The organism is Pseudomonas gingeri (assembly GCF_013385635.1).
In the GTDB taxonomy this organism is placed as follows: Bacteria; Pseudomonadota; Gammaproteobacteria; order Pseudomonadales; family Pseudomonadaceae; genus Aquipseudomonas; species Aquipseudomonas gingeri_A.
In genome coordinates this window covers 102,145-125,417 of sequence record NZ_JACAPR010000023.1, presented here as the reverse complement: position 1 = coordinate 125,417, position 23,273 = coordinate 102,145, and the positions used below count along the sequence as shown (strand labels likewise).

The window sequence follows — 23,273 nt, the reverse complement described above, 5'->3', positions numbered from 1 at the left end:
ATTTTGCAAGAGGTAACTGCATGTCCACTACTCTGTTCAGCCTGGGCTTCGGTGTTGGCACCCAGAATCGTCAAGGCGCCTGGCTGGAAGTTTTCTACGCACAGCCACTGATCCAACCGTCCGCCGAACTGGTCGCTGCCATCGCGCCAGTATTGGGTTACACCGGCGGCAACCAGGCGATCGGTTTCACCACCGCCCAGGCCTCGCAACTGGCCGAGGCCCTGAAGGGTGTCGATGCCGCCCAGGCAGCGCTGCTGACCCGCCTGGCAGAAAGCCACAAGCCGCTGGTCGCCACCCTGCTGGCCGAAGACGCGCAACTGAGCTCCACCCCCGAGGCCTACCTCAAGTTGCACCTGCTGTCCCACCGCCTGGTCAAGCCGCACGGCCTGAGCCTGGCCGGCGTGTTCCCGCTGCTGCCGAACGTGGCCTGGACCAGCCAGGGCGCCATCGACCTGTCGGAGCTGGCCGAGCACCAACTGGAAGCCCGTCTGCGCGGCGAGCTGCTGGAAGTGTTCTCGGTGGACAAGTTCCCGAAAATGACCGACTACGTGGTGCCGAACGGCGTGCGTATCGCTGATGCCTCGCGTATCCGCCTGGGCGCCTACATCGGCGAAGGCACTACCGTGATGCACGAAGGTTTCGTCAACTTCAACGCCGGTACCGAAGGCCCTGGCATGATCGAAGGTCGTGTGTCGGCCGGCGTGTTCGTCGGCAAGGGCTCGGACCTGGGCGGCGGCTGCTCGACCATGGGCACCCTGTCCGGTGGTGGCAATATCGTGATCAAGGTCGGCGAAGGCTGCCTGATCGGCGCCAACGCCGGTATCGGTATCCCGCTGGGCGACCGCAATACCGTGGAGTCGGGCCTGTACGTCACCGCCGGCACCAAGGTCGCGCTGCTCGACGAAAACAACCAGTTGGTCAAGGTGGTCAAGGCCCGCGACCTGGCCGGCCAGCCGGACCTGCTGTTCCGTCGCAACTCGGAAACCGGCGCGGTGGAATGCAAGACCCACAAGTCGGCCATCGAGCTGAACGAAGCCTTGCACGCGCATAACTGATTGCAGGTTGTAGGAGCCGGCTTGCCGGCGATGGCGTCCATAAGGCCGTCTTCGCGAGCAAGCTCGGCTCCTGCAGGTTTGTGCAGACCCGTCCATGCAACCAGGGCCGAACACCATGTTGATCCCCTCTCCCTGGCGTGCCGACTTCCCGGCCATCGCCGCCCTGCAACGGCAGGACCAGACCTATCTGGACAGCGCCGCCACCACGCAAAAACCCCAAGCCCTGCTCGATGCCCTGATGCATTACTACGCCAATGGCGCAGCCAACGTGCACCGTGCCCAGCACCTGCCCGGCGCCCATGCGACCCAGGCCTTCGAAGACAGCCGGATCAAGGTCGGCCAATGGCTGAACGCCGGCGACAGCGGGCAAATCATCTTCACCCAGGGCGCCACCTCGGCGCTGAATCTCCTGGCCTATGGCCTGGAACACCTTTTTCAAGCGGGCGATGAGCTGGTTATCAGCGCCCTGGAACACCACGCCAACCTGCTGCCCTGGCAGCAACTGGCACAACGTCGCGGCCTCAAGCTGATCGTCCTGCCGATCAACGAGGCCGGCCTGATCGATAGCGAGGCAGCGCTCGGCCTGATCGGTGAGCGCACCCGCCTGCTGGCCGTCAGCCAATTGTCCAATGTGCTCGGTGCCTGGCAACCGTTGCCGGAGCTGCTGACGCGGGCGAAAAGCTGTGGCGCCCTGACCGTCGTCGACGGCGCCCAGGGTGTCGTGCACGGCCGCCATGACGTGCAGGCGCTGGGTTGCGACTTCTATGTGTTCTCCAGCCACAAGCTGTACGGCCCCGAGGGGCTCGGCGTGCTTTATGGCCGTGATGAGGCGCTGCATCAACTACGCCACTGGCAGTTCGGCGGCGAGATGGTCCAGGATGCCGACTACCAGCACGCCAGCTTCCGCGCCGCGCCGCTGGGTTTCGAGGCAGGGACACCACCGATTGCCAGCGTGATCGGGCTGGGGGCGACCCTCGATTATCTCTCGGGCCTGGACCTGGCCGCCGTGCTCACCCACGAAGCGGCGCTGCACGCCCACTTGCTGCAAGGCCTGAACGTGCGCAAGGGCATTCGTCTGCTCGGCGAGCCGCAACTGGCGCTGGCCAGCTTTGTCGTCGACGGCATCCATAACGCCGATCTTGCCCACCTGCTGACCGAACAGGGTATTGCGGTGCGGGCCGGCCATCACTGTGCGATGCCGTTGATGAAACAGCTCGGCCTGCCCGGCGCGATCCGCGTCTCCCTGGCACTGTATAACGACTCCGATGATCTCGAGCGCTTTTTCGAAGCGCTGGACCAGGCCCTGGACCTGTTGCGATGAGCTTGCCGAACCAAGCGCAGGGCGCGCTGGAGAGCTTCCAGGCAGCGGCAGGCTGGGAGCAACGCGCACGCTTGCTGATGCAATGGGGCGAACGCCTGCCGCCCCTGGGCGACGCCGACAAGACCGAGGCCAACCGCGTGCACGGCTGTGAAAGCCAGGTCTGGTTGACCGGCCTGCTACACGACGGCCGCTGGCAGTTTGTCGCCGGCAGCGATGCACGGATGATCCGCGGACTGGTTGCGTTGTTGCTGGTGCGGGTCAATGGCCTGACCGCCGAAGAACTGCAAGGGCTCGACCTGCCGGACTGGTTCAATCAGTTGGGGCTGTCCCGGCAGTTGTCGCCATCGCGCAGCAACGGCCTGAATGCCGTGCTGCAACGAATGCGGGAATTGACCCGCGCCTGAACCGCCGATCGTCAGGCGGGTTTTACCCGCTCCGACGGCCGTCGCATCCCCGCGACGATCTTGTCCACCGCCTTGGTCGCCGCCACCATGCCGAAGGTCGCGGTGACCATCATCACCGCGCCGAATCCTCCGGCGCAGTCCAGCTTCACACCGTCGCCGACAAAACTCTTCTGCAGGCAGATGCTGCCGTCCGGCTTCGGATAACGCAGTTGCTCGGTGGAAAACACGCAGGGCACGCTGTAATGGCGAGTCACCGTGCGGGAGAAACCGTAATCGCGACGCAGGGTCGAACGCACCTTGGATGCCAGCGGGTCATTGAAGGTACGGTTGAGGTCGCAGACCTGGATCAGCGTCGGGTCGATCTGCCCACCGGCACCGCCGGTGGTGATGATCTGGATCTTGCGTCGCTTGCACCAGGCAATCAGCGCCGCCTTGGCATTGACGCTGTCAATGCAGTCGATCACACAGTCGATATCCGGCGTGATGTACTCGGCCATGGTGTCGCGGGTGACGAAATCCGTCACCGCATGCACACGGCAATCCGGGTTGATGCCCTTGAGACGCTCGGCCATGACCTCGACCTTGGCCCGTCCCACGGTGCTGTCCAGGGCGTGCAGCTGGCGGTTGCTGTTGCTGACGCAGACATCGTCGAGGTCGAACAGGGAAATCTCCCCCACGCCACAGCGGGCAATAGCTTCCGCCGCCCAGGAGCCGACCCCGCCCACGCCGACGATGGCCACATGCGCCGCCTTCAGCCGCGCCAACCCTTCAATGCCATACAGCCGGGCAACGCCGGCAAACCGTGGATCTTCTGCACTCATGACCAATAACCCGAAAAATCGGCGCGCATTATAGGGCCGTTCGAAGGTTGCAAGCACCTTCCGGCTACGAATGGCGGCAACCTGAGTGAAAATGACAACATCTTCACAAGAAACGAGCTACAAAGACTCAAGAAAGAACTTAAACGAACTGTCATTGCCAAAGCTCAGCCGCCCTCCACATTGCTATGCGCTCAGCGAATTGCACGTGTAGGATGCGCGCCGCGCTGTTCAACGTTCTAGCCCCTTTCGGAACCCGAAATATCTATGTCATCGCGTAAATTTGGACTCAATCTGGTGGTGGTGCTGGCAATCGCCGCGCTGTTCACCGGTTTCTGGGCGTTGATCAACCGTCCGGTATCGGCCCCCAACTGGCCTGAACACATTTCCGGCTTCTCCTACTCGCCTTTCCAGCAGGGCCAGTTCCCGCAGAAAGACCAGTTCCCGACCGACGATGATATGCGTCGCGACCTGGAGATCATCAGCAAGCTGACCGACAACATCCGTATCTACTCGGTCGACGGCACACTGCAGGATATTCCCAAGCTGGCCGAGGAATTCGGCCTGCGGGTGACCCTGGGTATCTGGATCAGTCCGGACCAGGAGCGCAACGAACGGGAAATCACCCGCGCCATCGAACTGGCCAATACCTCGCGCAGCGTGGTTCGCGTGGTGGTGGGCAACGAGGCGATCTTCCGCAAGGAGATCACCGCCAAGGAACTGGGCGTGCTGCTCGATCGCGTACGCGCCGCCGTCAAGGTGCCGGTCACCACCTCCGAGCAGTGGCACATCTGGGAGCACAACCCGGAACTGGCCAAGCACGTCGACCTGATCGCCGCGCACATCCTGCCGTACTGGGAATTCATCCCGATGGAGAAGTCCGGCCAGTACGTGCTGGACCGCGCCCGCGAACTCAAGCGCATGTTCCCGAAGAAGCCCTTGCTGCTGTCGGAAGTCGGTTGGCCAAGCAACGGCCGGATGCGCGGCGGTGCCGATGCCACCCAGGCCGACCAGGCGATCTACCTGCGCACGCTGGTGAACAAGCTTAACCGCCAGGGCTTCAACTACTTCGTGATCGAGGCCTTCGACCAGCCATGGAAGGCCAGCGACGAAGGCTCCGTGGGCGCCTACTGGGGCGTGTACAACGCTGCCCGCCAGCAGAAATTCAACTTCGAAGGCCCGGTCGTCGCCATCCCGCAATGGCGCGTACTGGCCATCGGCTCGGTGGTGCTGGCGATGCTGTCCCTGGCCATGCTGCTGATCGACGGTTCCGCCTTGCGCCAGCGCGGCCGGACCTTCCTGACCTTTATCGCCTTCCTCTGCGGATCGGTGCTGGTGTGGATCGGCTACGACTACAGCCAGCAATACAGCACCTGGTTCAGCCTGACGGTGGGCTTCCTGCTCGCCCTCGGCGCGCTGGGGGTGTTTATCGTCCTGCTGACCGAGGCCCATGAACTGGCCGAGGCGGTCTGGACCCACAAGCGTCGGCGGGAATTCCTGCCGGTGGAAGGCGATTCGCACTACCGCCCGAAAGTCTCGATCCATGTGCCGTGCTACAACGAGCCACCGGAGATGGTCAAGCAGACCCTCGACGCCCTGGCAGCCCTCGACTATCCGGACTACGAAGTCCTGATCATCGACAACAACACCAAGGACCCGGCGGTCTGGGAACCGGTGCAGGCCTACTGCGAAACCCTCGGCCCGCGCTTCCGCTTCTTCCACGTCGCACCGCTGGCCGGTTTCAAGGGCGGTGCGCTGAACTACCTGATCCCGCACACCGCCAAGGATGCCGAAGTGATCGCGGTGATCGACTCGGACTACTGCGTCGACCGCAACTGGCTCAAGCACATGGTGCCGCACTTCGCCGATCCGAAGATCGCCATCGTGCAGTCGCCACAGGACTACCGCGACCAGAACGAAAGCACCTTCAAGAAGCTCTGCTACTCGGAATACAAGGGCTTCTTCCATATCGGCATGGTCACGCGCAACGACCGTGACGCCATCATCCAGCACGGCACCATGACCATGACCCGACGCTCGGTGCTGGAAGAGCTGGGCTGGGCCGACTGGTGCATCTGTGAAGATGCCGAACTGGGCCTGCGGGTATTCGAGAAAGGCTTGTCGGCGGCTTACCACCACCACAGCTACGGCAAGGGCCTGATGCCGGATACCTTTATCGACTTCAAGAAACAGCGTTTCCGCTGGGCCTACGGGGCGATCCAGATCATCAAGCGGCACACCGCCAGCCTGCTGCGCGGCAAGGACACCGAGCTGACCCGCGGCCAGCGCTACCACTTCCTCGCGGGCTGGTTGCCGTGGGTCGCCGACGGCATGAACATCTTCTTCACCTTCGGCGCCCTGCTCTGGTCCTCGGCAATGATCATCGTGCCGCAACGGGTCGACCCGCCACTGCTGATTTTCGCGATCCCGCCGCTGGCGCTGTTCGTGTTCAAGGTCGGCAAGATCCTGTTCCTCTACCGCCGCGCGGTCGGAGTCAACATGAAGGATGCCTTCGCCGCGGCGCTGGCCGGCCTGGCGTTGTCGCACACCATTGCCAAGGCGGTGCTTTACGGTTTCTTCACCACCAGCATTCCGTTCTTCCGGACGCCGAAGAACGCCGACAACCACGGCTTGTGGGTGGCGATCTCGGAAGCCCGGGAAGAGCTGTTCATCATGCTGCTGTTGTGGGGTGCGGCGCTGGGGATCTTCCTCGTGCAGGGCTTGCCGAGCAACGACATGCGTTTCTGGGTGACCATGCTGCTGGTGCAGTCGCTGCCATACCTGGCCGCACTGATCATGGCGTTTGTCTCTTCGTTGCCCAAACCGGTGGAAGCGCCGGAGCAGGTACCGGTCGCATAAACGCGATGCAATGCACTAAACGGCGGCCTCTGGTCGCCGTTTTGCTTTAAGATATCCGCCATTTTCCGCGCCTTGGTCGAGCACGATTCCACGGCCAAACCCGATGACTGTAGGAGCATGGCTTGCCAGCGAAGCTTTTGGCGCCCTCAAGGACGCTTTCGCGGGCAAGCCACGCGCCTACAAGTATTACCCGACCTTGCCCCAGCATCCGGAGTTTCCCATGACGGCCCACGCCGACCTTTCGCCGACCCTGCAACTTGCCTGTGATCTGATCCGCCGTCCGTCGGTGACGCCGATCGACGCCGACTGCCAGAAGCTGATGATGCAGCGCCTGGGCGATGCCGGTTTCAAGCTGGAGCCGATGCGGATTGAAGATGTGGATAACTTCTGGGCCACCCACGGTCGCCACGAAGGTCCGGTACTGTGCTTCGCCGGCCACACCGACGTGGTTCCGACCGGCCCACTGCAGGCCTGGCAGAACGATCCTTTCGATGCGCTGATCGACGAGCACGGCATGCTCTGCGGGCGCGGCGCCGCGGACATGAAGGGCAGCCTCGCGGCGATGCTGGTGGCGGCCGAGCGCTTTGTCACCGACTACCCGGACCACAAGGGCTCGGTGGCCTTCCTGATCACCAGCGATGAAGAAGGCCCGGCCCATCACGGCACCAAGGCCGTGGTCGAACGCCTGGCCGCCCGCCAGGAGCGCCTGGACTGGTGCATCGTCGGCGAGCCGTCGAGCACCTCGCTGGTCGGCGACGTCGTGAAGAACGGCCGCCGTGGCTCCCTCGGCGCCAAGCTCACCGTGCGCGGCGTACAAGGCCACGTGGCCTACCCGCACCTGGCAAAGAATCCGATCCACCTGGCCGCCGCGGCCCTGGCCGAACTGGCCGCCGAACACTGGGACGACGGCAATGCGTTTTTCCCGCCGACCAGCTTCCAGATTTCCAACGTCAACTCGGGCACCGGAGCGACCAACGTGATCCCCGGCGAGCTGACCGCGCTGTTCAATTTCCGTTTCTCCACCGAGTCGACCGTCGAGGGCCTGCAGCAGCGGGTCGCGGCGATCCTCGACAAGCACGAGCTGGACTGGCACGTGGACTGGGCGCTGTCCGGCCTGCCGTTCCTGACCGAGCCGGGTGCGCTGCTCGATGCGGTGTCGGCCAGCATCAAGGCCATCACCGGTCGCGAGACCAAGGCTTCCACCAGCGGCGGCACCTCCGACGGGCGCTTCATTGCCACCCTTGGCACCCAGGTGGTGGAACTGGGCCCGGTCAACGCAACCATTCACCAGGTCAACGAGCGGGTCCTGGCCAGCGATCTCGATGTCCTGACCGAAATCTACTACCAGACCCTGATCAAGTTGCTCGCCTGATGCTCACCTGCCCTCTCTGCAGCGCACCGCTGAGCGCGGTCGACAACGGCGTGGCCTGTCCGGTCGGGCACCGTTTCGACCGCGCCCGCCAGGGTTACCTGAACCTGCTGCCGGTGCAGCACAAGAACAGCCGTGACCCGGGTGACAACCAGGCGATGGTCGAGGCCCGACGTGACTTCCTCAATGCCGGGCATTACGCCCCGGTGGCCAGGCGCCTGGCCGAGCTGGCTGCCGAACGGGCGCCGCAACGCTGGGTCGATATCGGCTGTGGCGAGGGCTACTACACCGCCCGGATCGCCGAGGCGCTGCCCGCCGCCGACGGCTATGCCCTGGACATCTCCCGTGAAGCCGTGAAGCGTGCCTGTCGGCGCAATCCACAGCTGACCTGGTTGATCGCCAGCATGGCGCGAATTCCCCTGGCGGATGCCAGTTGCCAGTTTCTCGCCAGCGTCTTCAGTCCCCTGGACTGGCAGGAAGCCCGGCGCCTGCTCAGCCCCGGTGGCGGCCTGATGAAAGTCGGACCGACCAGCGGCCACCTGATGGAACTGCGCGAGCGACTCTACGACGAAGTGCGCGAGTACACCGATGACAAGCACCTGGCGCTGGTGCCGGACGGCATGACGCTGCAACACAGCGAAGTGCTGGAGTTCAAGCTGAGCCTGGCCAGTCCCCGGGACCGCGCCAACCTGCTGGCCATGACCCCGCACGGCTGGCGTGCCAGCGCCGAGCGCCGGGCCCTGGTGATCGAACAGGCCGAGCCGTTCGAGGTCAGCGTGTCGATGCGCTACGATTACTTCGTTCTGCAGTAACCCCTACTAAAACTCTTCGCCAACCCGGGTTGGCGACCGACCGAATCCGCGAATGGATTTTTCAGCAGCCGCAGCGAGGACATCCATGCGCCAGCCCGATATCGAGATTTACCTGAAAGACGCCGACGTCGACCACAAGGCCATTGCCACCTGGCTCGGCGAAGCCCTCGGCCCTTGTACCGAATGGAGCCAGAAGGGCCAGACCTGGAAGTGCAAGGCTGGCGGCGTGCCAGTGACCTGGTTGCCCAAGGCCGTGGGCAAATGGAACAGCCTGTACCTGGAAAGCGACCAGACACCGTGGGATGACGACATCGCCTGCGCCCGCGCCGCCTTTGCCGCGCTGGACGTCGAAGTGCGCTGCGCGCCGGGGAGCTGGGTCGAGGAAGAAGGCGAGGAAAGCGCCGATCGCTGGATCCGCATCAGCGCCGACGGCGAAGAAGAGATCACCTGGCGTACGGCGTAACCCCGGAAACCGGGCTTGCATGGAACCTCTGTGGCGAGGGGGCTTGCCCCCGTTCGGCTGCGAAGCAGCCGTAAACCGACCGACGCGATACACCTGAAAGACCGCATCAGCCGGCTTTGGGGCCGCTCCGCAGTCCAGCGCGGGCAAGCCCGCTCGCCACAACAAGGTCCCCTGCACCGCCAAATAGAGGATTACAACCCGACCACATCCTCGGCCTGCAAGCCCTTCTGGCCTTCCACCACCGCGTACTCGACCTGCTGCCCCTCAGCCAGGGAACGATGGCCTTCACCACGAATCGCGCGGTAGTGCACAAACACATCCGCCCCATCTTCGCGCTGGATGAAGCCGTAGCCCTTGGCATCGTTGAACCACTTCACATTGCCTGTCTCGCGAGTTGCCATGAATCCGTACTCCGTCTTTTTATTATCGAATGAACCCCGCTCGTAGGGTCCTCCAAGCCTGATCGCCAGAACTTCGCGTGACGCGCATGGGTCATACCGCTCATGGCGAACCTCGGAGTATAAGACAGCTCGAAAAACTCTCAATCAATATTACTTCGTCGCCTTTTTGCCGATTTTCGGTAGATACGGCACACTAGCGACCCCGAGCAAACGCTCGGTTTATTCCAATAGAAGCAGCCACCTTAAGCAGAAGCCGTATGACCCGCTCCCCGTTCCGCCGTCTTGTGTTTGGCACCTTGCGTCGCCTCCTGTACCTGTGGGTGCGCTCGGAGACGATCAACCAGTCGTCCCTGACCCTCAACCTCGACCGCAGCCGCCCGGTGTTCTACGTTCTGCAATCGCCGTCGCTGACCGACCTCGCCGTGGTCGACCGCGAATGCACCAAGGCCGGCCTGCCACGCCCGGTGCTGCCGGTAGCGGTGGGACCGTTGATGGAGCCGGCGGCGTTTTTCTACCTGACCCCCGAGCCGGACTGGCTGGGCCGCCAGGACAAGCGCGGTGCGCCGCCGACCCTGACCCGCCTGGTCGATACCCTGAGTCGGCACGCCGCCGAGGATGCTCAGATCATCCCGGTCAGCGTGTTCTGGGGACAGTCGCCGGACAGCGAGTCGAGCCCGTGGAAACTGCTGTTCGCCGATAGCTGGGCGGTCACCGGCCGCCTGCGTCGGCTGCTGAGCATCCTGATTCTCGGCCGCAAGACCCGCGTGCAGTTCTCCGCGCCAATCCGCCTGCGCGAACTGGTGGAGCACAACAAGGGCCACGAACGCACCGTGCGCATGGCCCAGCGCATCCTGCGAGTGCACTTTCGCAACCTCAAGACCGCGGTCATCGGTCCCGACCTGTCCCACCGCCGCAACCTTGTCAAGGGCCTGGTCAACGAACCACTGGTGCGCCAGGCGATCCTCGAAGAGGCCGAACGCGAGAACATCTCCAAGGAAAAGGCCAAGGCCCAGGCCCTGCGCTACGGCAACGAGATCGCCTCGGACTACACCTATACCGCGATCCGCTTCCTCGAAGTGGTGCTGAGCTGGTTCTGGAACAAGATCTACGACGGCATCAGGGTCAACCATATCGAAGGCGTGCAGGCCGTGGCCCAGGGTCACGAAGTGATCTATGTGCCCTGCCATCGCAGCCACATCGACTACCTGCTGCTGTCCTACCTGCTGTTTCGCAACGGCCTGACCCCGCCGCACATCGCCGCCGGGATCAACCTCAACATGCCGGTGATCGGCAGCCTGCTGCGGCGTGGCGGCGCGTTCTTCATGCGCCGCACGTTCAAGGGCAACCCGCTCTACACCTCGGTGTTCAACGAATACCTGCACACCCTGTTCACCAAGGGTTTCCCGGTGGAGTACTTCGTCGAAGGCGGGCGCTCGCGCACCGGGCGCATGCTGCAACCCAAGACCGGGATGCTGGCGATCACCCTGCGCAGCTTCCTGCGTTCTTCGCGCATGCCGATTGTCTTCGTCCCGGTCTACATCGGCTACGAACGGGTGCTGGAAGGCCGCACCTACCTCGGCGAGCTGCGCGGGGCGAGCAAGAAAAAGGAATCGATCTTCGACATCTTCAAGGTCATCGGTGCCCTCAAGCAGCGCTTCGGCCAGGTGGCGGTCAACTTCGGCGAACCGATCAAGCTCGCCGAATTCCTCGACCAGGAACAACCGGACTGGCGCAACCAGGAACTGGGCCCGCAGTTCAAGCCGGCGTGGCTGAACGCGACCACCCACCGCCTCGGCGAGCGCGTGGCCCGACACCTGAACGAAGCCGCCGCGATCAACCCGGTGAACCTGGTGGCCCTGGCCCTGCTGTCCACCAGCCGCCTGGCCCTGGACGACCGCGCCATGGCCCGGGTCCTCGATCTCTACCTGGCCTTGCTACGGCGGGTGCCCTATTCGCCGCACACCACCCTGCCGCAAGGTGACGGCCGCGCGCTGATCCAGCACGTCAAGGATATGGACCTGCTCTCCGAGCAGAGCGATGCCCTGGGCAAGATCCTCTACCTGGACGAGCAGAACGCCGTCCTGATGACCTACTACCGCAACAACGTCCTGCATATCTTCGCCCTGCCGGCCTTGCTGGCGAGTTTCTTCCAGAGCTCGTCGCGCATGAGCCGCGAACTGATCCTGCGCTATACCCGGGCGCTGTACCCGTACCTGCAATCGGAACTGTTCATCCGCTGGTCCCTCGACGAACTCGACGCTGTCATCGACCAGTGGCTCGAAGCCTTTGTCGAACAGGGCCTGCTGCGTTTCGAGAACGACGTCTATCTGCGCCCGGCGCCCAGCTCGCGGCATTTCGTGCTGCTGACACTGCTGTCGAAAAGCATTGCCCAGACCCTGCAACGCTTCTACATGGCGATCTCGCTGCTGCTCAACAGCGGCCAGAACAGCATCAGCGCCGAAGAGCTGGAAGACCTGTGCACGGTCATGGCCCAGCGCCTGTCGATCCTGCACGGGCTCAACGCGCCGGAGTTCTTCGACAAGAGCCTGTTCCGGCACTTTATCCAGACCCTGCTCGACCTCGACGTCCTGCGCCGGGACGAGGCCGGCAAGCTGAGTCATCACGAACTGCTCGGCGAACTGGCGGAAGGCGCGGCCAAGCGGGTGTTGCCGGCGGAGATCCGCTTGTCGATCCGCCAGGTGGCGCTGCACCGCAACGAGGATGCCGCCGACCAGCCGGCCAACGTCGGAGAATAAGCGACCTAATGACAGACGATTCGGCAAAGAAGCACGGATGCTTCCTTGCCGGATTTACCCCGCCGACGCTCGTATAGACTGAACCTTGCGTTGCTTTTGACGCGTTCGATAAGGATATCGAGATGACTGCAAAAAATGTCGTGACCGCTGTTTTCCACTTCCCGCCGGACTACTCGATCCCGGCCATGGCCGAGACCCGGATCATCCTGCGCAACCGCTGCACCGGCACGGTCCTGGGTACCTGGACCGCTGCCCGGCTGCCCGCCCAATCACCGTGGCGCTTCACCTTCGAACTGCCCCAGGATCTGCGCTACAACTGCAAGATCGAGATCGAGTTAGACATGAGCGTTGCCGGCGTCTCGCAACTGGCCGATCTCAAGTACAGCTTCCGCTGGCGCAAGGACAACCAGGAAGAAAGCTTTCACCTGAGTCCACCCGGCTACCTCTACTTGAGCGCCGCGCTGGTGCCACTGATCGGTACGGAGGAAAACACCCTGGCTACCCTGAGGCTGGTTGCCCTGACGGAACCCGGCCTTCCGCCTTACGTGCTCAGCGAGGAAATCACCTTGCTCAAGGGCTCGATCCCCCGTTATCTGCGTTATGACCCGCTCAAGGTCAAGCCCGGCCAGGCTTACGAGACCCGGGGTACCTTCGGCAGCCGTCGCAGATTCATCATGAAACCCATTCCCAGGACCGTCGTGCTGCTGAAGGAAAAGCCGCAAACCCTCACCCTGAGCGCCTGATATCCGGATGTGGGGCCGCGGGGCGCTGGCGTTTGGCGGCAAATCCGTTAGATTCTCCCAGGTACGAGGTCGCGTCTGCACATCCCTTGCGGGTCGGTGTCGATTGCGCCCGGTCATTTCTTCACTTCTCGAATAAGGAAGCTTCCCATGCTCCGTCCTTCCCTACGCCTGGCAGGCCTCTGCGCCGGCCTGCTGATCTCCGCCAACGCCCTGGCCCTGTCCCTCGGCAGCCTTTCCCAGGGCGAAGCCTCGGGCGGTCTCAAGGACGCCCTGGCCCAGGGTGCCGTGGCGGCCGTCACGACACTCGGCAAACCCGGTGGCTTCAGCAACAACCCGCAAGTGAAGATCGAACTGCCGGGCAAGCTGGGCAAGGTCGCCAGCAAGATGAAACAGTTCGGCATGGGCGAACAGGTCGACCAGCTGGAAACCAGCATGAACAAGGCGGCGGAGGCGGCCATGCCGCAGGCCCAGGCCTTGCTGGTGGACGCGGTGAAAAAGATGACCGTGACCGATGCCAAGGGCATCCTCACCGGCGGCAAGGACTCGGCCACCCAGTACCTGGACAAGACCAGCCGCGAACAGATCCGCGCCAAGTTCCTGCCGATCGTCAAGCAGGCCACCGACCAGGTCGGCCTGGCCAAGCAGTACAACTCGTTCGCCGGGCAGGCCGCGACCCTTGGCGTGCTCGATGCCAAGAGTGCCAACATTGAAAGCTACGTGACGGAAAAGGCCCTGGACGGCCTGTTCAAGATGATCGCCCAGAAGGAAGAAGGTATCCGCGCCAACCCGGCGGAAGCCGCGACCAGTCTGGCGAAGAAGGTGTTCGGCGCGCTCTGATCCGACCGATCGTTCCCACGCCGTGGGAGCAAGCTCCGATCGTTCCCACGCTCCGCGTGGGAATGCAGCCCGTGACGCTCCGCGTCACAACAGCGGACGCAGAGCATCCAGCAAGGCGTTCCCACGCAGAGCGTGGGAACGATCAGCGACCCCGTGCAACGGCTTACTCCTCGGTCTTCTTCACCCTGAACCAGCCGGCATACAGCGCCGGCAGGAACAGCAGGGTCAAGGCCGTCGCCACGATCAGGCCGCCCATGATCGCTACCGCCATCGGCCCGTAGAACACGCTGCGTGACAGCGGGATCATTGCCAGCACCGCCGCCAGCGCGGTCAGCACGATCGGCCGGAAGCGCCGTACCGTCGCCTCGATGATCGCCTGCCATTGCGACATGCCGGCGCGGATATCCTGCTCGATCTGGTCGACCAGGATCACCGAGTTACGCATGATCATCCCCGACAAGGCGATGGTCCCGAGCATCGCCACGAAGCCGAACGGCTGGCGGAACACCAGCAGGAACAGCGTCACCCCAATCAGTCCCAGCGGAGCGGTGAGGAACACCAGCGCCACCCGCGAGAAGCTGCGCAATTGCAGCATCAGCAAGGTCAGCACCACCACGATGAACAACGGCACCCCGGCGTTCACCGAAGCCTGGCCACGTTCCGAGTCCTCCACCGTACCGCCCACGTCCAGCAGGTAGCCGTCCGGCAATTCGGCACGGATCGGGTCCAGGGTCGGCATGATCTGCTTGACCAGGCTCACCGGCTGCTCCTGGCCGTAGATATCGGCGCGGATGGTCACGTTGGGCAGGCGGTTGCGGTGCCAGATGATGCCTTCCTCGAAGCCGTACTCCAGCGTCGCGATCTGCGACAGCGCCACGCTGGCGCCGTTGTCGGTCGGCACCGCCAGGCTCGGCAATGCCGACAGCTCGTTGCGCTCGTGCACGGTGCCGCGCAGCAGGATCTCGATCAACTCGTTGTCTTCGCGGTACTGGCTGACGGTCGAACCGGTCAGGGAACTCTGCAGGAAGCGCGACAGGTTCGCCGTGCTCACGCCCAGGGCCCGGGCACGATCCTGGTCGACATTCAGGTAGACCACCTTGCTCGGCTCCTCCCAGTCCAGGTGCACGTTGACCACATGGGGGTTCTCGCGCACCTTGGCCGCCACCTTGCGGGCCAGGGCGCGCACCACTTCGATATGCTCGCCGGTGACCCGGAACTGCACCGGATACCCTACCGGCGGGCCGTTCTCCAGACGCGTGACCCGCGAGCGCAGGTCGGGGAACTGCTCGTTGAGCGTACCGATCAACCAGGTCCGCAGGCTTTCACGGTCCTCGATGGATTTCGCCAACACGACGAACTGGGCAAAGCTGGCCGCCGGCAATTGCTGGTCCAGCGGCAGGTAGAAACGCGGCGAGCCGGTGCCGACATAGGCCACGTAATTGTCGATGCCCGCATGTCCCTTGAGCAGGCCTTCCAGGCGCTTGACCTGATCGGCGGTGTTACTCAGCGACGCGCCTTCGGCCAGCTTCAGGTCGACCATCAGTTCCAGTCGTCCGGAAGCCGGGAAGAACTGCTGCGGGACGAAGCGGAACAACACCACCGAGCCGACGAACAACAGCACGGTCAGGACGATCACCGTCTTGCGCCGACGCACGCACCAGCCCACCAGGCGGCGTACCCGCTGGTAGAAGGGCGTGGCATAGGGGTCAGGCTGCCCCGCGCCATGTTTGGCGGCGTGGATCTTCGCCAGGTCCGGCAGCAGTTTTTCCCCCAGGTACGGCACGAACACCACGGCGGCAATCCACGACGCCAGCAGCGCGATGGTGACCACCTGGAAGATCGAACGGGTGTACTCGCCGGTCCCGGACTGCGCGGTCGCGATCGGCAGGAAGCCGGCGGCGGTGATCAGCGTACCGGTGAGCATCGGGAACGCCGTGCTGGTCCAGGCGAAGCTCGCCGCCTTGAGCCGGTCGAAGCCCTGCTCCATTTTGATCGCCATCATTTCCACGGCAATGATCGCGTCGTCCACCAGCAAACCCAGCGCCAGCACCAGCGCACCAAGGGAAATCTTGTGCAGGCCGATGCCGAGGTAATACATGGTGGCGAAGGTCATCGCCAGCACCAGCGGAATCGCCAGGGCAACGACCATGCCGGTGCGCACGCCGAGGGAGAAGAAACTCACCAGCAGGACGATCGCCAGGGCCTCCACCAGCACCTGGACGAATTCGCCGACACCAGTCTTGACCGCCGCCGGCTGATCGGAAACCTTGCTCAACTGCATGCCCGCCGGCAGGCTTTTCTGGATCCGTGCGAACTCGACCTCCAGGGCCTTGCCCAGCACCAGGATATCGCCGCCTTCGTTCATCGCCACGGCCAGGCCGATGGCATCCTCACCCATGAAGCGCATGCGTGGCGCCGGTGGATCGTTGAAGCCGCGATGGATCTCGGCGATATCCCCGATGCGGAAGGTGCGATCACCGACCCGGATCGGGAAGTTGCGGATTTCGTCGACGCTCTTGAAGTTACCGCTGACGCGCAGTTGCACACGCTCGGTCGGCGTTTCGAAGAAGCCCGCCGTGGACACCGTGTTCTGTTCCTGCAACGCCTGCTGGACCGCCGTCAGTGGCAGGCCGAGGGTCGCCAGCTTGACGTTCGACAGCTCGATCCAGATCTTCTCGTCCTGCAGTCCCAGCAGGTCGACCTTGCCCACATCCTTGACCCGCTGCAGCTGGATCTGGATACGGTCGGCGTAGTCCTTGAGCACCGCGTAGTCGAAACCGTCGCCGGTCAGCGCGTAGATATTGCCGAAGGTGGTACCGAATTCATCGTTGAAGAACGGCCCCTGGATGTCCGGCGGCAGGGTCTGGCGGATATCGCCGATTTTTTTCCGCACCTGGTACCAGAGTTCGGGAATCTGCGCCGAGTGCAACGAGTCCCGGGCCATGAAGGTCACCTGGGATTCGCCGGGGCGGGAGAACGACATGATCCGCTCGTACTCACCGGTTTCCATCAGTTTCTTTTCAATGCGCTCGGTGACTTGCCGCGAGACTTCCTGGGCCGTCGCGCCCGGCCAGTTGGTGCGGATCACCATGGCCTTGAAGGTAAACGGCGGGTCTTCGCTCTGGCCGAGCTTGGTGTAGGACAGAGCCCCCACCAGCGCCAGCAATATCATCAGGAACAGTACGATCTGGCGGTTACGCAACGCCCATTCGGAAAGGTTGAAACCCATCGGGGACTACTCCTTGGCCGCCAGGTTGACCACGCGGTTGGAGCGATCCACCGGGCGAATCAGTTCGCCCTCATGGAGCACATGCACACCGGCCGCCACCACCCAGTCGCTGGCCCCGAGGCCTTCGAGCACCGGCACGCTCTTCTCGCCGAAGGCGCCGACGCGTACCGGAGTGCGCTTGAGGGTGTTGTCCGCCTGGACTTTCCAGACGTAGGTCGCGCCATTCTCGGCGGTCAGGGCAGACAGCGGTACGGACAACGGCACGACACTCGCGGCCTGGACAAACACGCGCGCGCTCTGGCCCAGTTCGGCGGGGGTTTTACCGACGCTGAAGGCGATCCGCGCGGCGAAGGTCCGGGATTTCGGATCGGCCGCCGGCGACAATTCGCGGATATGCCCGTTGAAGCGCTGGTCCGGCTGGGACCAGAGCTCGACTGCCACATCCTGGCCGACCTTGAACCGTCCGAAGGCCTGCTCCGGAAAACTGATCAGCACTTCCCGCTCGCCGTCGGCGGCCAGGGTGAACACCGTCTGCCCGGCCGCCACTACCTGGCCGACTTCGACCTGACGCTTGGCGACCACGCCATCCTGGGGCGCCCGCAGCACGGCGTAGCCGGCCTGGTTGCTGGAGACGTCGAACTCGGCCTTGATCTGCTTGAGGCGCGCCTCACCGGCGCGGTAGGTGTTTTCCGCGTTGTCATACTGCGAACGACTGACCATCTGCCGATCCAGCAGGGTCTTGTAGCGATCGCGCTCGGAACGCACCAGGCTCAGGTTGGCCTCGGCCGCCGCGACCTGGGCCCGGGTGGCCTCCAGTTGCAGGCGCACATCCTGGGGATCGAGCTCCGCCAGCGGCTGGTTGGCCTTGACCCGCTCACCCTCCTCCACCAGTCGCCGGGTCACCTTGCCGCCGATACGGAACGCCAGCTCGGGCTCGAAACGCGCCCGCACCTCACCGGGATAGCTGTCCATGGCCTGGGCCGACAGTTGCGGTTGAACCACCATTGCGGGACGTACAGTGACTTGGGCGGACTCTTCATGGCCACAGCCTGCCAGGAAAAAGGCTAAACTGACCGGCAACGCAAGGGGCAGGACATAGCGGAACATGGTGTAGGACCTTTCGCTAAGAATGCTCAGAATAATTATACTGGCCGGCATGGTATTAATACCAAACTGACCAGTCCAGTATTAAAGTGGAAAATGTCCGACAATCTTTCTGTGCCCAGCGGCCCCGGTCGCCCCAAGGACCTGGCAAAACGCCAGGCCATTCTTGAAGCGGCGAAAGATCTGTTCCTGAGTAATGGATACGCCAGCACCAGCATGGACGCGGTAGCAGCAGCGGCAGGTGTTTCGAAGCTGACGGTCTACAGCCATTTCAACGACAAGGAGACGCTGTTCTCCGCCGCCGTGGTGGCCAAATGCGAGGAGCAGTTGCCCGAGCTGTTCTTCGCCCTGCCCGTGGGCGTGCCGGTGGAGTCGGTGCTGCTCAATATCGCCCGGGGCTTTCATATCCTGATCAACAGCGACGAGTCGGTGAACCTGCATCGGCTGATCATGGCGCTGGGCAGCCAGGACCCGAAGCTGTCACAGATCTTCTTCGAGGCCGGCCCGCAGCGGATGCTTACGGAGATGGAGCGGCTGCTGAGCAAGATCCACCAGAGTGGCGCCCTGGATATCGACAAGCCGCACAATGCCGCCGAACACTTCTTCTGCCTGCTCAAGGGCGCGGCGAATTTCCGCCTGCTCTATGGCTGCGGCGAGCCGCTGAACGCCGAGGACGGCGAAGCTCATGTGCGCGAGGTGGTGGAGCTGTTCATGCGGGCCTACAGGCCCTGAGTCATTCAGGGCCGACGAGTGGCCTCAGGACTTCAGCGCTTTCTTCGGATAGATATCGTAGCGGCTCGACTTGCCATCCAGGGCATGGCTCGGCTTCGCCCCGGCAATGCACGGGGCCTTGCGCGGGCGTTTGACCACCACCCGATGGGTCGCCAGCGCCAATGCGGCTTCGAGCAATGCAGGGGCATCCGGGTCGTCACCGACCAATGGCCGGAACAGACGCATTTCCTTTTTCACCAGGGCGGTTTTCTCCCGATGGGGGAACATCGGGTCCAGGTAGATCACCTGTGGCGGCTCGCCCTCCCAGTTGCGCATCACCTCGATCGAGTTGCCCTTGAGCAGATGCATGCGTGCAACAATCGGCGCCACCTCGAAATCATCGAGGCCACGGGCCAGGCCATCTTCCAGCAAGGCAGCGATCAGCGGCTGGCGTTCGATCAGGCTCATTTCGCAGCCCAGGCTGGCCAGCACGAAGGCATCCTTGCCCAGGCCGGCCGTGGCATCCAGCACCCGCGGACGCACACCCTGCTGGATACCGACCGCCTTGGCGATCATCTGGCCGCTGCCACCACCGTACAGGCGGCGGTGCGCCGCACCGCCTTCGACGAAATCCACCCGCACCGGGCCCGGTGCATCCGGCCCGAGTTGCTGCAACTGCAGCCCCTGCTCACCGATCTGCACCGCAAACTCCGCCTCGGGCTCCTGCAAGGGCAACCCCAGCCGTTCGGCCCACTGCTCCGCCTGGGGCTGAAACCCTTCGGCCAAGGCCTCGACTCTGATCCGTACGGCCGCTTGCTGCTCACTCATGAAAAACACGCTCAAAAATTTAATGATCGGCAAAAACTGCCGATAACAGAATGATCCGGCATTTTGCCAGAGCTGGGCGTCGACCGAGAGCTATGTCAGACATTCAACGCACATCCATAGGTTATCTATCGCCCGTCGGCGATTACGGCCTGCGAAATTCTCAAGCACTGAGCGGCGTCAGCCATCTGTGGCAGGATTTCTTTGCCCGAGCCATGGCCGAGCAAGTGGGTGATGCGCCGAAACAAGCCAGCGTCGAATTGCCGGTCGACGGCCCGGTCGAGCCAACCGCCGGTGCGGAAATGCTCGCGCAGATCGTCGACCAGCGGCACTGCGATGTCACCGATACGCCGGTTCGCCCGCCAGAACCGCTGTTCCTGCCGATCGCCGAATTCGAACTGGACCTGCTGAAAAAGCCTGCACCGCCCTATCCGGACGATGAAATCGTCGCGCAACAGCAACAGCAGGACTTCGAAAGCGGTTGGGTTCGCCCGATCGTACTCACCGCCGGGCAGCCGTTGCCCGATCCGGGCACGGGGCCACAACCGCGCCCGCTGCACCTGCCGATCGCCGAATTCGAACTCGACCTGCTGGAAAAACCGGCCGTGCCGTTCGACGAGCAGACCCTGGCACAGCAACAGAAAGCAATGGACTACGACCTGCTCTGGGCGCGCCCGCTGGTGGCCCACAACCTGCGCCTGGCGGCGTGACCGCAGGAGCTGGGCTTGCCCGCGATGCTGCCCTTGGATCTTGTGGCGCCCTCACGATCGCCATCGCCGGCAAGCCGGCTCCTACACGTTTGTGCATCACCGCAAAGTATCGTGGCAGACACGACCCTTGTAGGAGCTGGCTTGCCAGCGATGAGGCCCTTGAGCTTGGCGCTGTCCGTCATGTCGCCATCGCCGGCAAGCCGGCTCCTACAAGTACAGTGTCGTATGCAGATTTTGCGCACGAGCGCAGAACGTCCTAACCCTTGAACATCTGATTGATCCGCGCAAATGGCATCGCCTGATCCAGCGCAGAAAAGCTCCCTTGCCCGCGAATCTCTTCGGCCGCCCGATAGAACGCCCCGTACGCCGCCCGGGCCAATGCCGAACCGACACTGATACGTTTGACCCCCAGCGCGCTCAGATCCGCCACCGACAACGACACACCGCCGGACATCAGCACATTCACCGGCTTGGGTGCCACCGCCTTGACGATCGCGCGGATCTCCTCCGGCGTACTCAAGGCCGGCGCATACAGCACATCGGCACCGGCTTCGGCGAACGCCTGCAGGCGCCGGATGGTGTCCTCCAGATCCCGCCGACCGACCAGGAAGTTTTCCGCCCGTGCCGTCAACGTGAAGGCAAAGGGCAAGCTGCGCGCCGCCGCTGCCGCCGCTTCGACCCGTTCGACCGCCAGTGCGAAGGGATAGATCGGGTCTTCGGCATTGCCCGTGGCGTCCTCGATGGAACCACCCACCAGGCCGACTTCAGCCGCCATCAGGATGGTCTCGGCACAGCCCGCGGGGCTGTCGGCAAAACCGTTTTCCAGGTCGGCCGCCACCGGCAAGGGAGTCGCCCGGACAATCCCCTGGGCGTTGTCCAGGGTATCGGCGCGGGTGATCGCGCCCTCGGCATCCGGACGTCCCAGGGAAAACGCCAGGCCGGCGCTGGTGGTCGCCAGCGCTTCGAAGCCCAGGGCGGCGAGCATTTTTGCCGAGCCGGCATCCCACGGATTGGGGATCACAAAGGCTCCGGCGCGTTCATGCAGAGCCTTGAAGGCCTGAGCGCGAAGGCTCTGGACTTGAGAGGGTTGCGCATCCATTGGTCGACTCCCGGCAGAAGAAACAGGTCGCCGTCAGAGCAAGCCGAGTTGCTCCACGGCGGGCTCTCTGTATAGCTCAGGCAGTGCCGGCAAGCCAGGCAAACGTGCCATCAGACGCTGGTGAAAACGTCGGGCCAGCTCCGGCGCCAGACGGTTGTCCGAGGTATGCAGGAAAATGTACGGCGTACGCCCTTCCTCGATCCAGCCGGCGATTTTCTCGATCCAGGGCGTGAGGAAGGTTTCATTGGCCGCCAGTTCCGGATGACCGATGAAACGTACCTGGGGAAACCGGGTAAAGGCGGCGGGACGCGGCGGCACCTTGGGCTTTTTCGATTGGGCGTGCAGCACCGAAGGTTCGGTCGAGGTACAACTGAACAACGCCCGCGGATCGAGGCAGATGCGCTCCACTCCACGATCCAGCAGCAATCGATTGAGCATCCGCTCGGCATCGCCCCTGGCGAAGAATTCCGGATGACGCACCTCGATGGCCAGCGGTCGCTCCAGGCTGTCGATAAACCCGGCCAGTTCGCTCAGGCGGTGAGGGGCGAAACTCGCTGGCAATTGCAGCCACAATGGCGACACACGCTCGCCCAGGGGCTTGAGCAGTTGCAGGAAATCCTCGGCCGCCTGCGCCTGCTCACGCAAGTCGCCGCCGTGGCTGATATCCCGGGGAAACTTGGCGGTGAAGCGAAAATGGCCGGGCATGGTCTGTGCCCAGCGCTCGACAGTACCCGGCGCTGGCCGCGCATAGAAAGTGGTGTTGCCCTCGACGGCGTTGAAGACCTGGGAATAGAGATCGAGAAAATCCGTCGGGCGGGCGTTTTCCGGGTACAGGAATTCGCGCCAGGCGTTTTCACTCCAGGAAGGACAACCAAGGTAATAAGGCAGGATGGAACCGGTCATGACACCGATTAGATCAGATATGCAGGTCGAGCCCCAGCACTTCCATATCCCACTCGACAAAACCGGCGGTGGTCAGATAGCTGGCCAGGGCGGTCGCGACGCTTTTGCTCATCGAGCGCGGGAAGATCATGTCCTGCGGACGTGCGGGCAGATTGGCCAGGCGGCCGCCGGCGGCCTGGGCACGAGCAGCGACTTGCGACAGGTCGTCATTCTCGTTGTCCAGCAGTTCCTCGTCGCCATCGAGTACCACGCCAGCTTTGCGGGGCTTGCGCTTGATGGGGTAGGACTGTGATGAAACGCCGTCTATACGCATTGGGGCATGCTCGGTGTCGATGATGGCAATTTAGCAGTACGCGTCGTACATAGCTATTGCCCGAGTGATAACCAGACCACAGAACCTGGAAAAGGTTTTCACACAACGACATCAATCGGTGCAAAACATGACGGACGGCACATTTTTGACTGATCGAAGGGGTTTTCAGGGTGATCGGCTTAACGTCCAGTTTAGCCTGAAATTTATGCGCCGCCGCGTCTTCCTGTAAGAACCGGCTTGCCGGCGATGAGGCCCTGGAGCCTGGCGTTGTCTGTCATGTCGCCATCGCTGGCAAGCCGGCTCCTACACGTTTGTGCATCACCGAAAGTATCGTGGCAGACGCGAGCCGTGTAGGAGCTGGCTTGCCAGCGATGAGGCCCTTGAGCCTGGCGCTGTCCGTCATGTCGCCACCGCCGGCAAGCCGGCTCCTACACGTTTGTGCATCACCGAAAGTATCGTGGCAGACGCGATCCGTGTAGGAGCTGGCTTGCCAGCGATGAGGCCCTTGAGCCTGGCGCTGTCCGTCATGTCGCCACCGCCG

The 23,273-nt window shown here is 63.4% G+C and carries 20 protein-coding genes; 12 read left to right on the top strand and 8 right to left on the bottom strand.

The annotated features are described in order from the left end of the window. Window positions 1-20 precede the first annotated feature (20 nt). The 3 genes from dapD (at window position 21) to HX851_RS26255 (ending at window position 2,780) form a co-directional block, all read left to right on the top strand. Window positions 21-1,055, top strand: coding sequence for a 2,3,4,5-tetrahydropyridine-2,6-dicarboxylate N-succinyltransferase (gene dapD, locus HX851_RS26265; RefSeq protein WP_017127113.1), 1,035 nt, complete (start codon window positions 21-23; stop codon window positions 1,053-1,055). Between the two features lie 115 nt (window positions 1,056-1,170). Then, window positions 1,171-2,376: an aminotransferase class V-fold PLP-dependent enzyme gene (locus HX851_RS26260; RefSeq protein WP_177066154.1), complete on the top strand. Its 1,206-nt coding sequence runs from the start codon at window positions 1,171-1,173 to the stop codon at window positions 2,374-2,376. Next, window positions 2,373-2,780 carry a SufE family protein gene (locus tag HX851_RS26255; protein ID WP_177063288.1) on the top strand — a complete coding sequence of 136 codons (408 nt, stop codon included), beginning with the start codon at window positions 2,373-2,375 and terminating at the stop codon, window positions 2,778-2,780. Before HX851_RS26260 ends, HX851_RS26255 begins: the two co-directional genes overlap by 4 nt. An 11-nt stretch (window positions 2,781-2,791) precedes the next feature. Here HX851_RS26255 and tcdA read toward each other — a convergent pair whose 3' ends face one another. Continuing rightward, entirely contained in the window at window positions 2,792-3,601 is an 810-nt protein-coding gene (gene tcdA / locus HX851_RS26250) for a tRNA cyclic N6-threonylcarbamoyladenosine(37) synthase TcdA (protein WP_177063287.1), read from the bottom strand. Window positions 3,602-3,865: 264 nt separating this feature from the next. Between tcdA and HX851_RS26245 the strand changes: the two genes are divergently transcribed. From HX851_RS26245 to HX851_RS26230, 4 genes are all read left to right on the top strand, one after another. Continuing rightward, complete coding sequence (locus HX851_RS26245) at window positions 3,866-6,457, top strand: glycosyltransferase (RefSeq protein ID WP_177059327.1); 2,592 nt, start codon at window positions 3,866-3,868, stop codon at window positions 6,455-6,457. 220 nt (window positions 6,458-6,677) lie between these two features. After that, window positions 6,678-7,829 carry a succinyl-diaminopimelate desuccinylase gene (gene dapE / locus HX851_RS26240; RefSeq protein ID WP_177059329.1) on the top strand — a complete coding sequence of 384 codons (1,152 nt, stop codon included), beginning with the start codon at window positions 6,678-6,680 and terminating at the stop codon, window positions 7,827-7,829. Next, window positions 7,829-8,638 (top strand): putative RNA methyltransferase, encoded by an 810-nt coding sequence (locus HX851_RS26235; protein ID WP_177066155.1) that lies wholly within the window; start codon window positions 7,829-7,831, stop codon window positions 8,636-8,638. The genes dapE and HX851_RS26235 overlap by 1 nt, the downstream gene beginning before the upstream one ends. 85 nt (window positions 8,639-8,723) lie before the next feature. Further along, complete coding sequence (locus tag HX851_RS26230) at window positions 8,724-9,101, top strand: hypothetical protein (protein ID WP_177066156.1); 378 nt, start codon at window positions 8,724-8,726, stop codon at window positions 9,099-9,101. Window positions 9,102-9,292: 191 nt separating this feature from the next. On the opposite strand, the gene HX851_RS26225 is transcribed toward HX851_RS26230, so the two are convergent. Further along, window positions 9,293-9,502 (bottom strand): cold shock domain-containing protein, encoded by a 210-nt coding sequence (locus HX851_RS26225; protein WP_017127105.1) that lies wholly within the window; start codon window positions 9,500-9,502, stop codon window positions 9,293-9,295. A gap of 257 nt (window positions 9,503-9,759) precedes the next feature. On the opposite strand from HX851_RS26225, the gene plsB reads away from it, so the two are divergent. From plsB to HX851_RS26210, 3 genes are all read left to right on the top strand, one after another. Continuing rightward, a complete protein-coding gene (gene plsB / locus HX851_RS26220; RefSeq protein WP_177059321.1) occupies window positions 9,760-12,258 on the top strand; it encodes a glycerol-3-phosphate 1-O-acyltransferase PlsB in 2,499 nt (832 codons plus the stop codon). Between the two features lie 122 nt (window positions 12,259-12,380). Beyond that, complete coding sequence (locus HX851_RS26215) at window positions 12,381-13,001, top strand: hypothetical protein (protein ID WP_177066157.1); 621 nt, start codon at window positions 12,381-12,383, stop codon at window positions 12,999-13,001. A gap of 147 nt (window positions 13,002-13,148) precedes the next feature. Beyond that, entirely contained in the window at window positions 13,149-13,838 is a 690-nt protein-coding gene (locus HX851_RS26210) for a DUF4197 domain-containing protein (protein WP_177066158.1), read from the top strand. A 163-nt stretch (window positions 13,839-14,001) separates the two neighbouring features. Here HX851_RS26210 and HX851_RS26205 read toward each other — a convergent pair whose 3' ends face one another. Beyond that, a complete protein-coding gene (locus HX851_RS26205) occupies window positions 14,002-17,067 on the bottom strand; it encodes an efflux RND transporter permease subunit (RefSeq protein WP_177059314.1) in 3,066 nt (1,021 codons plus the stop codon). 6 nt (window positions 17,068-17,073) lie between these two features. Then, a complete protein-coding gene (locus HX851_RS26200) occupies window positions 17,074-18,174 on the bottom strand; it encodes an efflux RND transporter periplasmic adaptor subunit (protein ID WP_177059313.1) in 1,101 nt (366 codons plus the stop codon). A gap of 93 nt (window positions 18,175-18,267) precedes the next feature. On the opposite strand from HX851_RS26200, the gene HX851_RS26195 reads away from it, so the two are divergent. Then, complete coding sequence (locus HX851_RS26195) at window positions 18,268-18,903, top strand: TetR/AcrR family transcriptional regulator (RefSeq protein WP_177059311.1); 636 nt, start codon at window positions 18,268-18,270, stop codon at window positions 18,901-18,903. 24 nt (window positions 18,904-18,927) lie between these two features. Here the strand turns inward: HX851_RS26195 and HX851_RS26190 are convergent, their stop codons facing one another. Continuing rightward, window positions 18,928-19,710 carry a class I SAM-dependent methyltransferase gene (locus HX851_RS26190; protein WP_177059309.1) on the bottom strand — a complete coding sequence of 261 codons (783 nt, stop codon included), beginning with the start codon at window positions 19,708-19,710 and terminating at the stop codon, window positions 18,928-18,930. Between the two features lie 92 nt (window positions 19,711-19,802). Here HX851_RS26190 and HX851_RS26185 point away from each other — a divergent pair, with 92 nt between their 5' ends. Next, window positions 19,803-20,417, top strand: coding sequence for an energy transducer TonB (locus HX851_RS26185; RefSeq protein ID WP_177059307.1), 615 nt, complete (start codon window positions 19,803-19,805; stop codon window positions 20,415-20,417). A gap of 256 nt (window positions 20,418-20,673) precedes the next feature. Here the strand turns inward: HX851_RS26185 and HX851_RS26180 are convergent, their stop codons facing one another. From HX851_RS26180 to HX851_RS26170, 3 genes are read right to left on the bottom strand one after another with little or no spacing between them, the layout of a single operon-like run. Continuing rightward, window positions 20,674-21,516 carry an isocitrate lyase/PEP mutase family protein gene (locus HX851_RS26180; RefSeq protein ID WP_177059306.1) on the bottom strand — a complete coding sequence of 281 codons (843 nt, stop codon included), beginning with the start codon at window positions 21,514-21,516 and terminating at the stop codon, window positions 20,674-20,676. Between the two features lie 33 nt (window positions 21,517-21,549). Further along, a complete protein-coding gene (locus tag HX851_RS26175; protein WP_177066159.1) occupies window positions 21,550-22,419 on the bottom strand; it encodes a DUF72 domain-containing protein in 870 nt (289 codons plus the stop codon). Window positions 22,420-22,432: 13 nt separating this feature from the next. After that, complete coding sequence (locus HX851_RS26170) at window positions 22,433-22,732, bottom strand: hypothetical protein (RefSeq protein ID WP_177059302.1); 300 nt, start codon at window positions 22,730-22,732, stop codon at window positions 22,433-22,435. Between the last annotated feature and the right edge of the window lie 541 nt (window positions 22,733-23,273).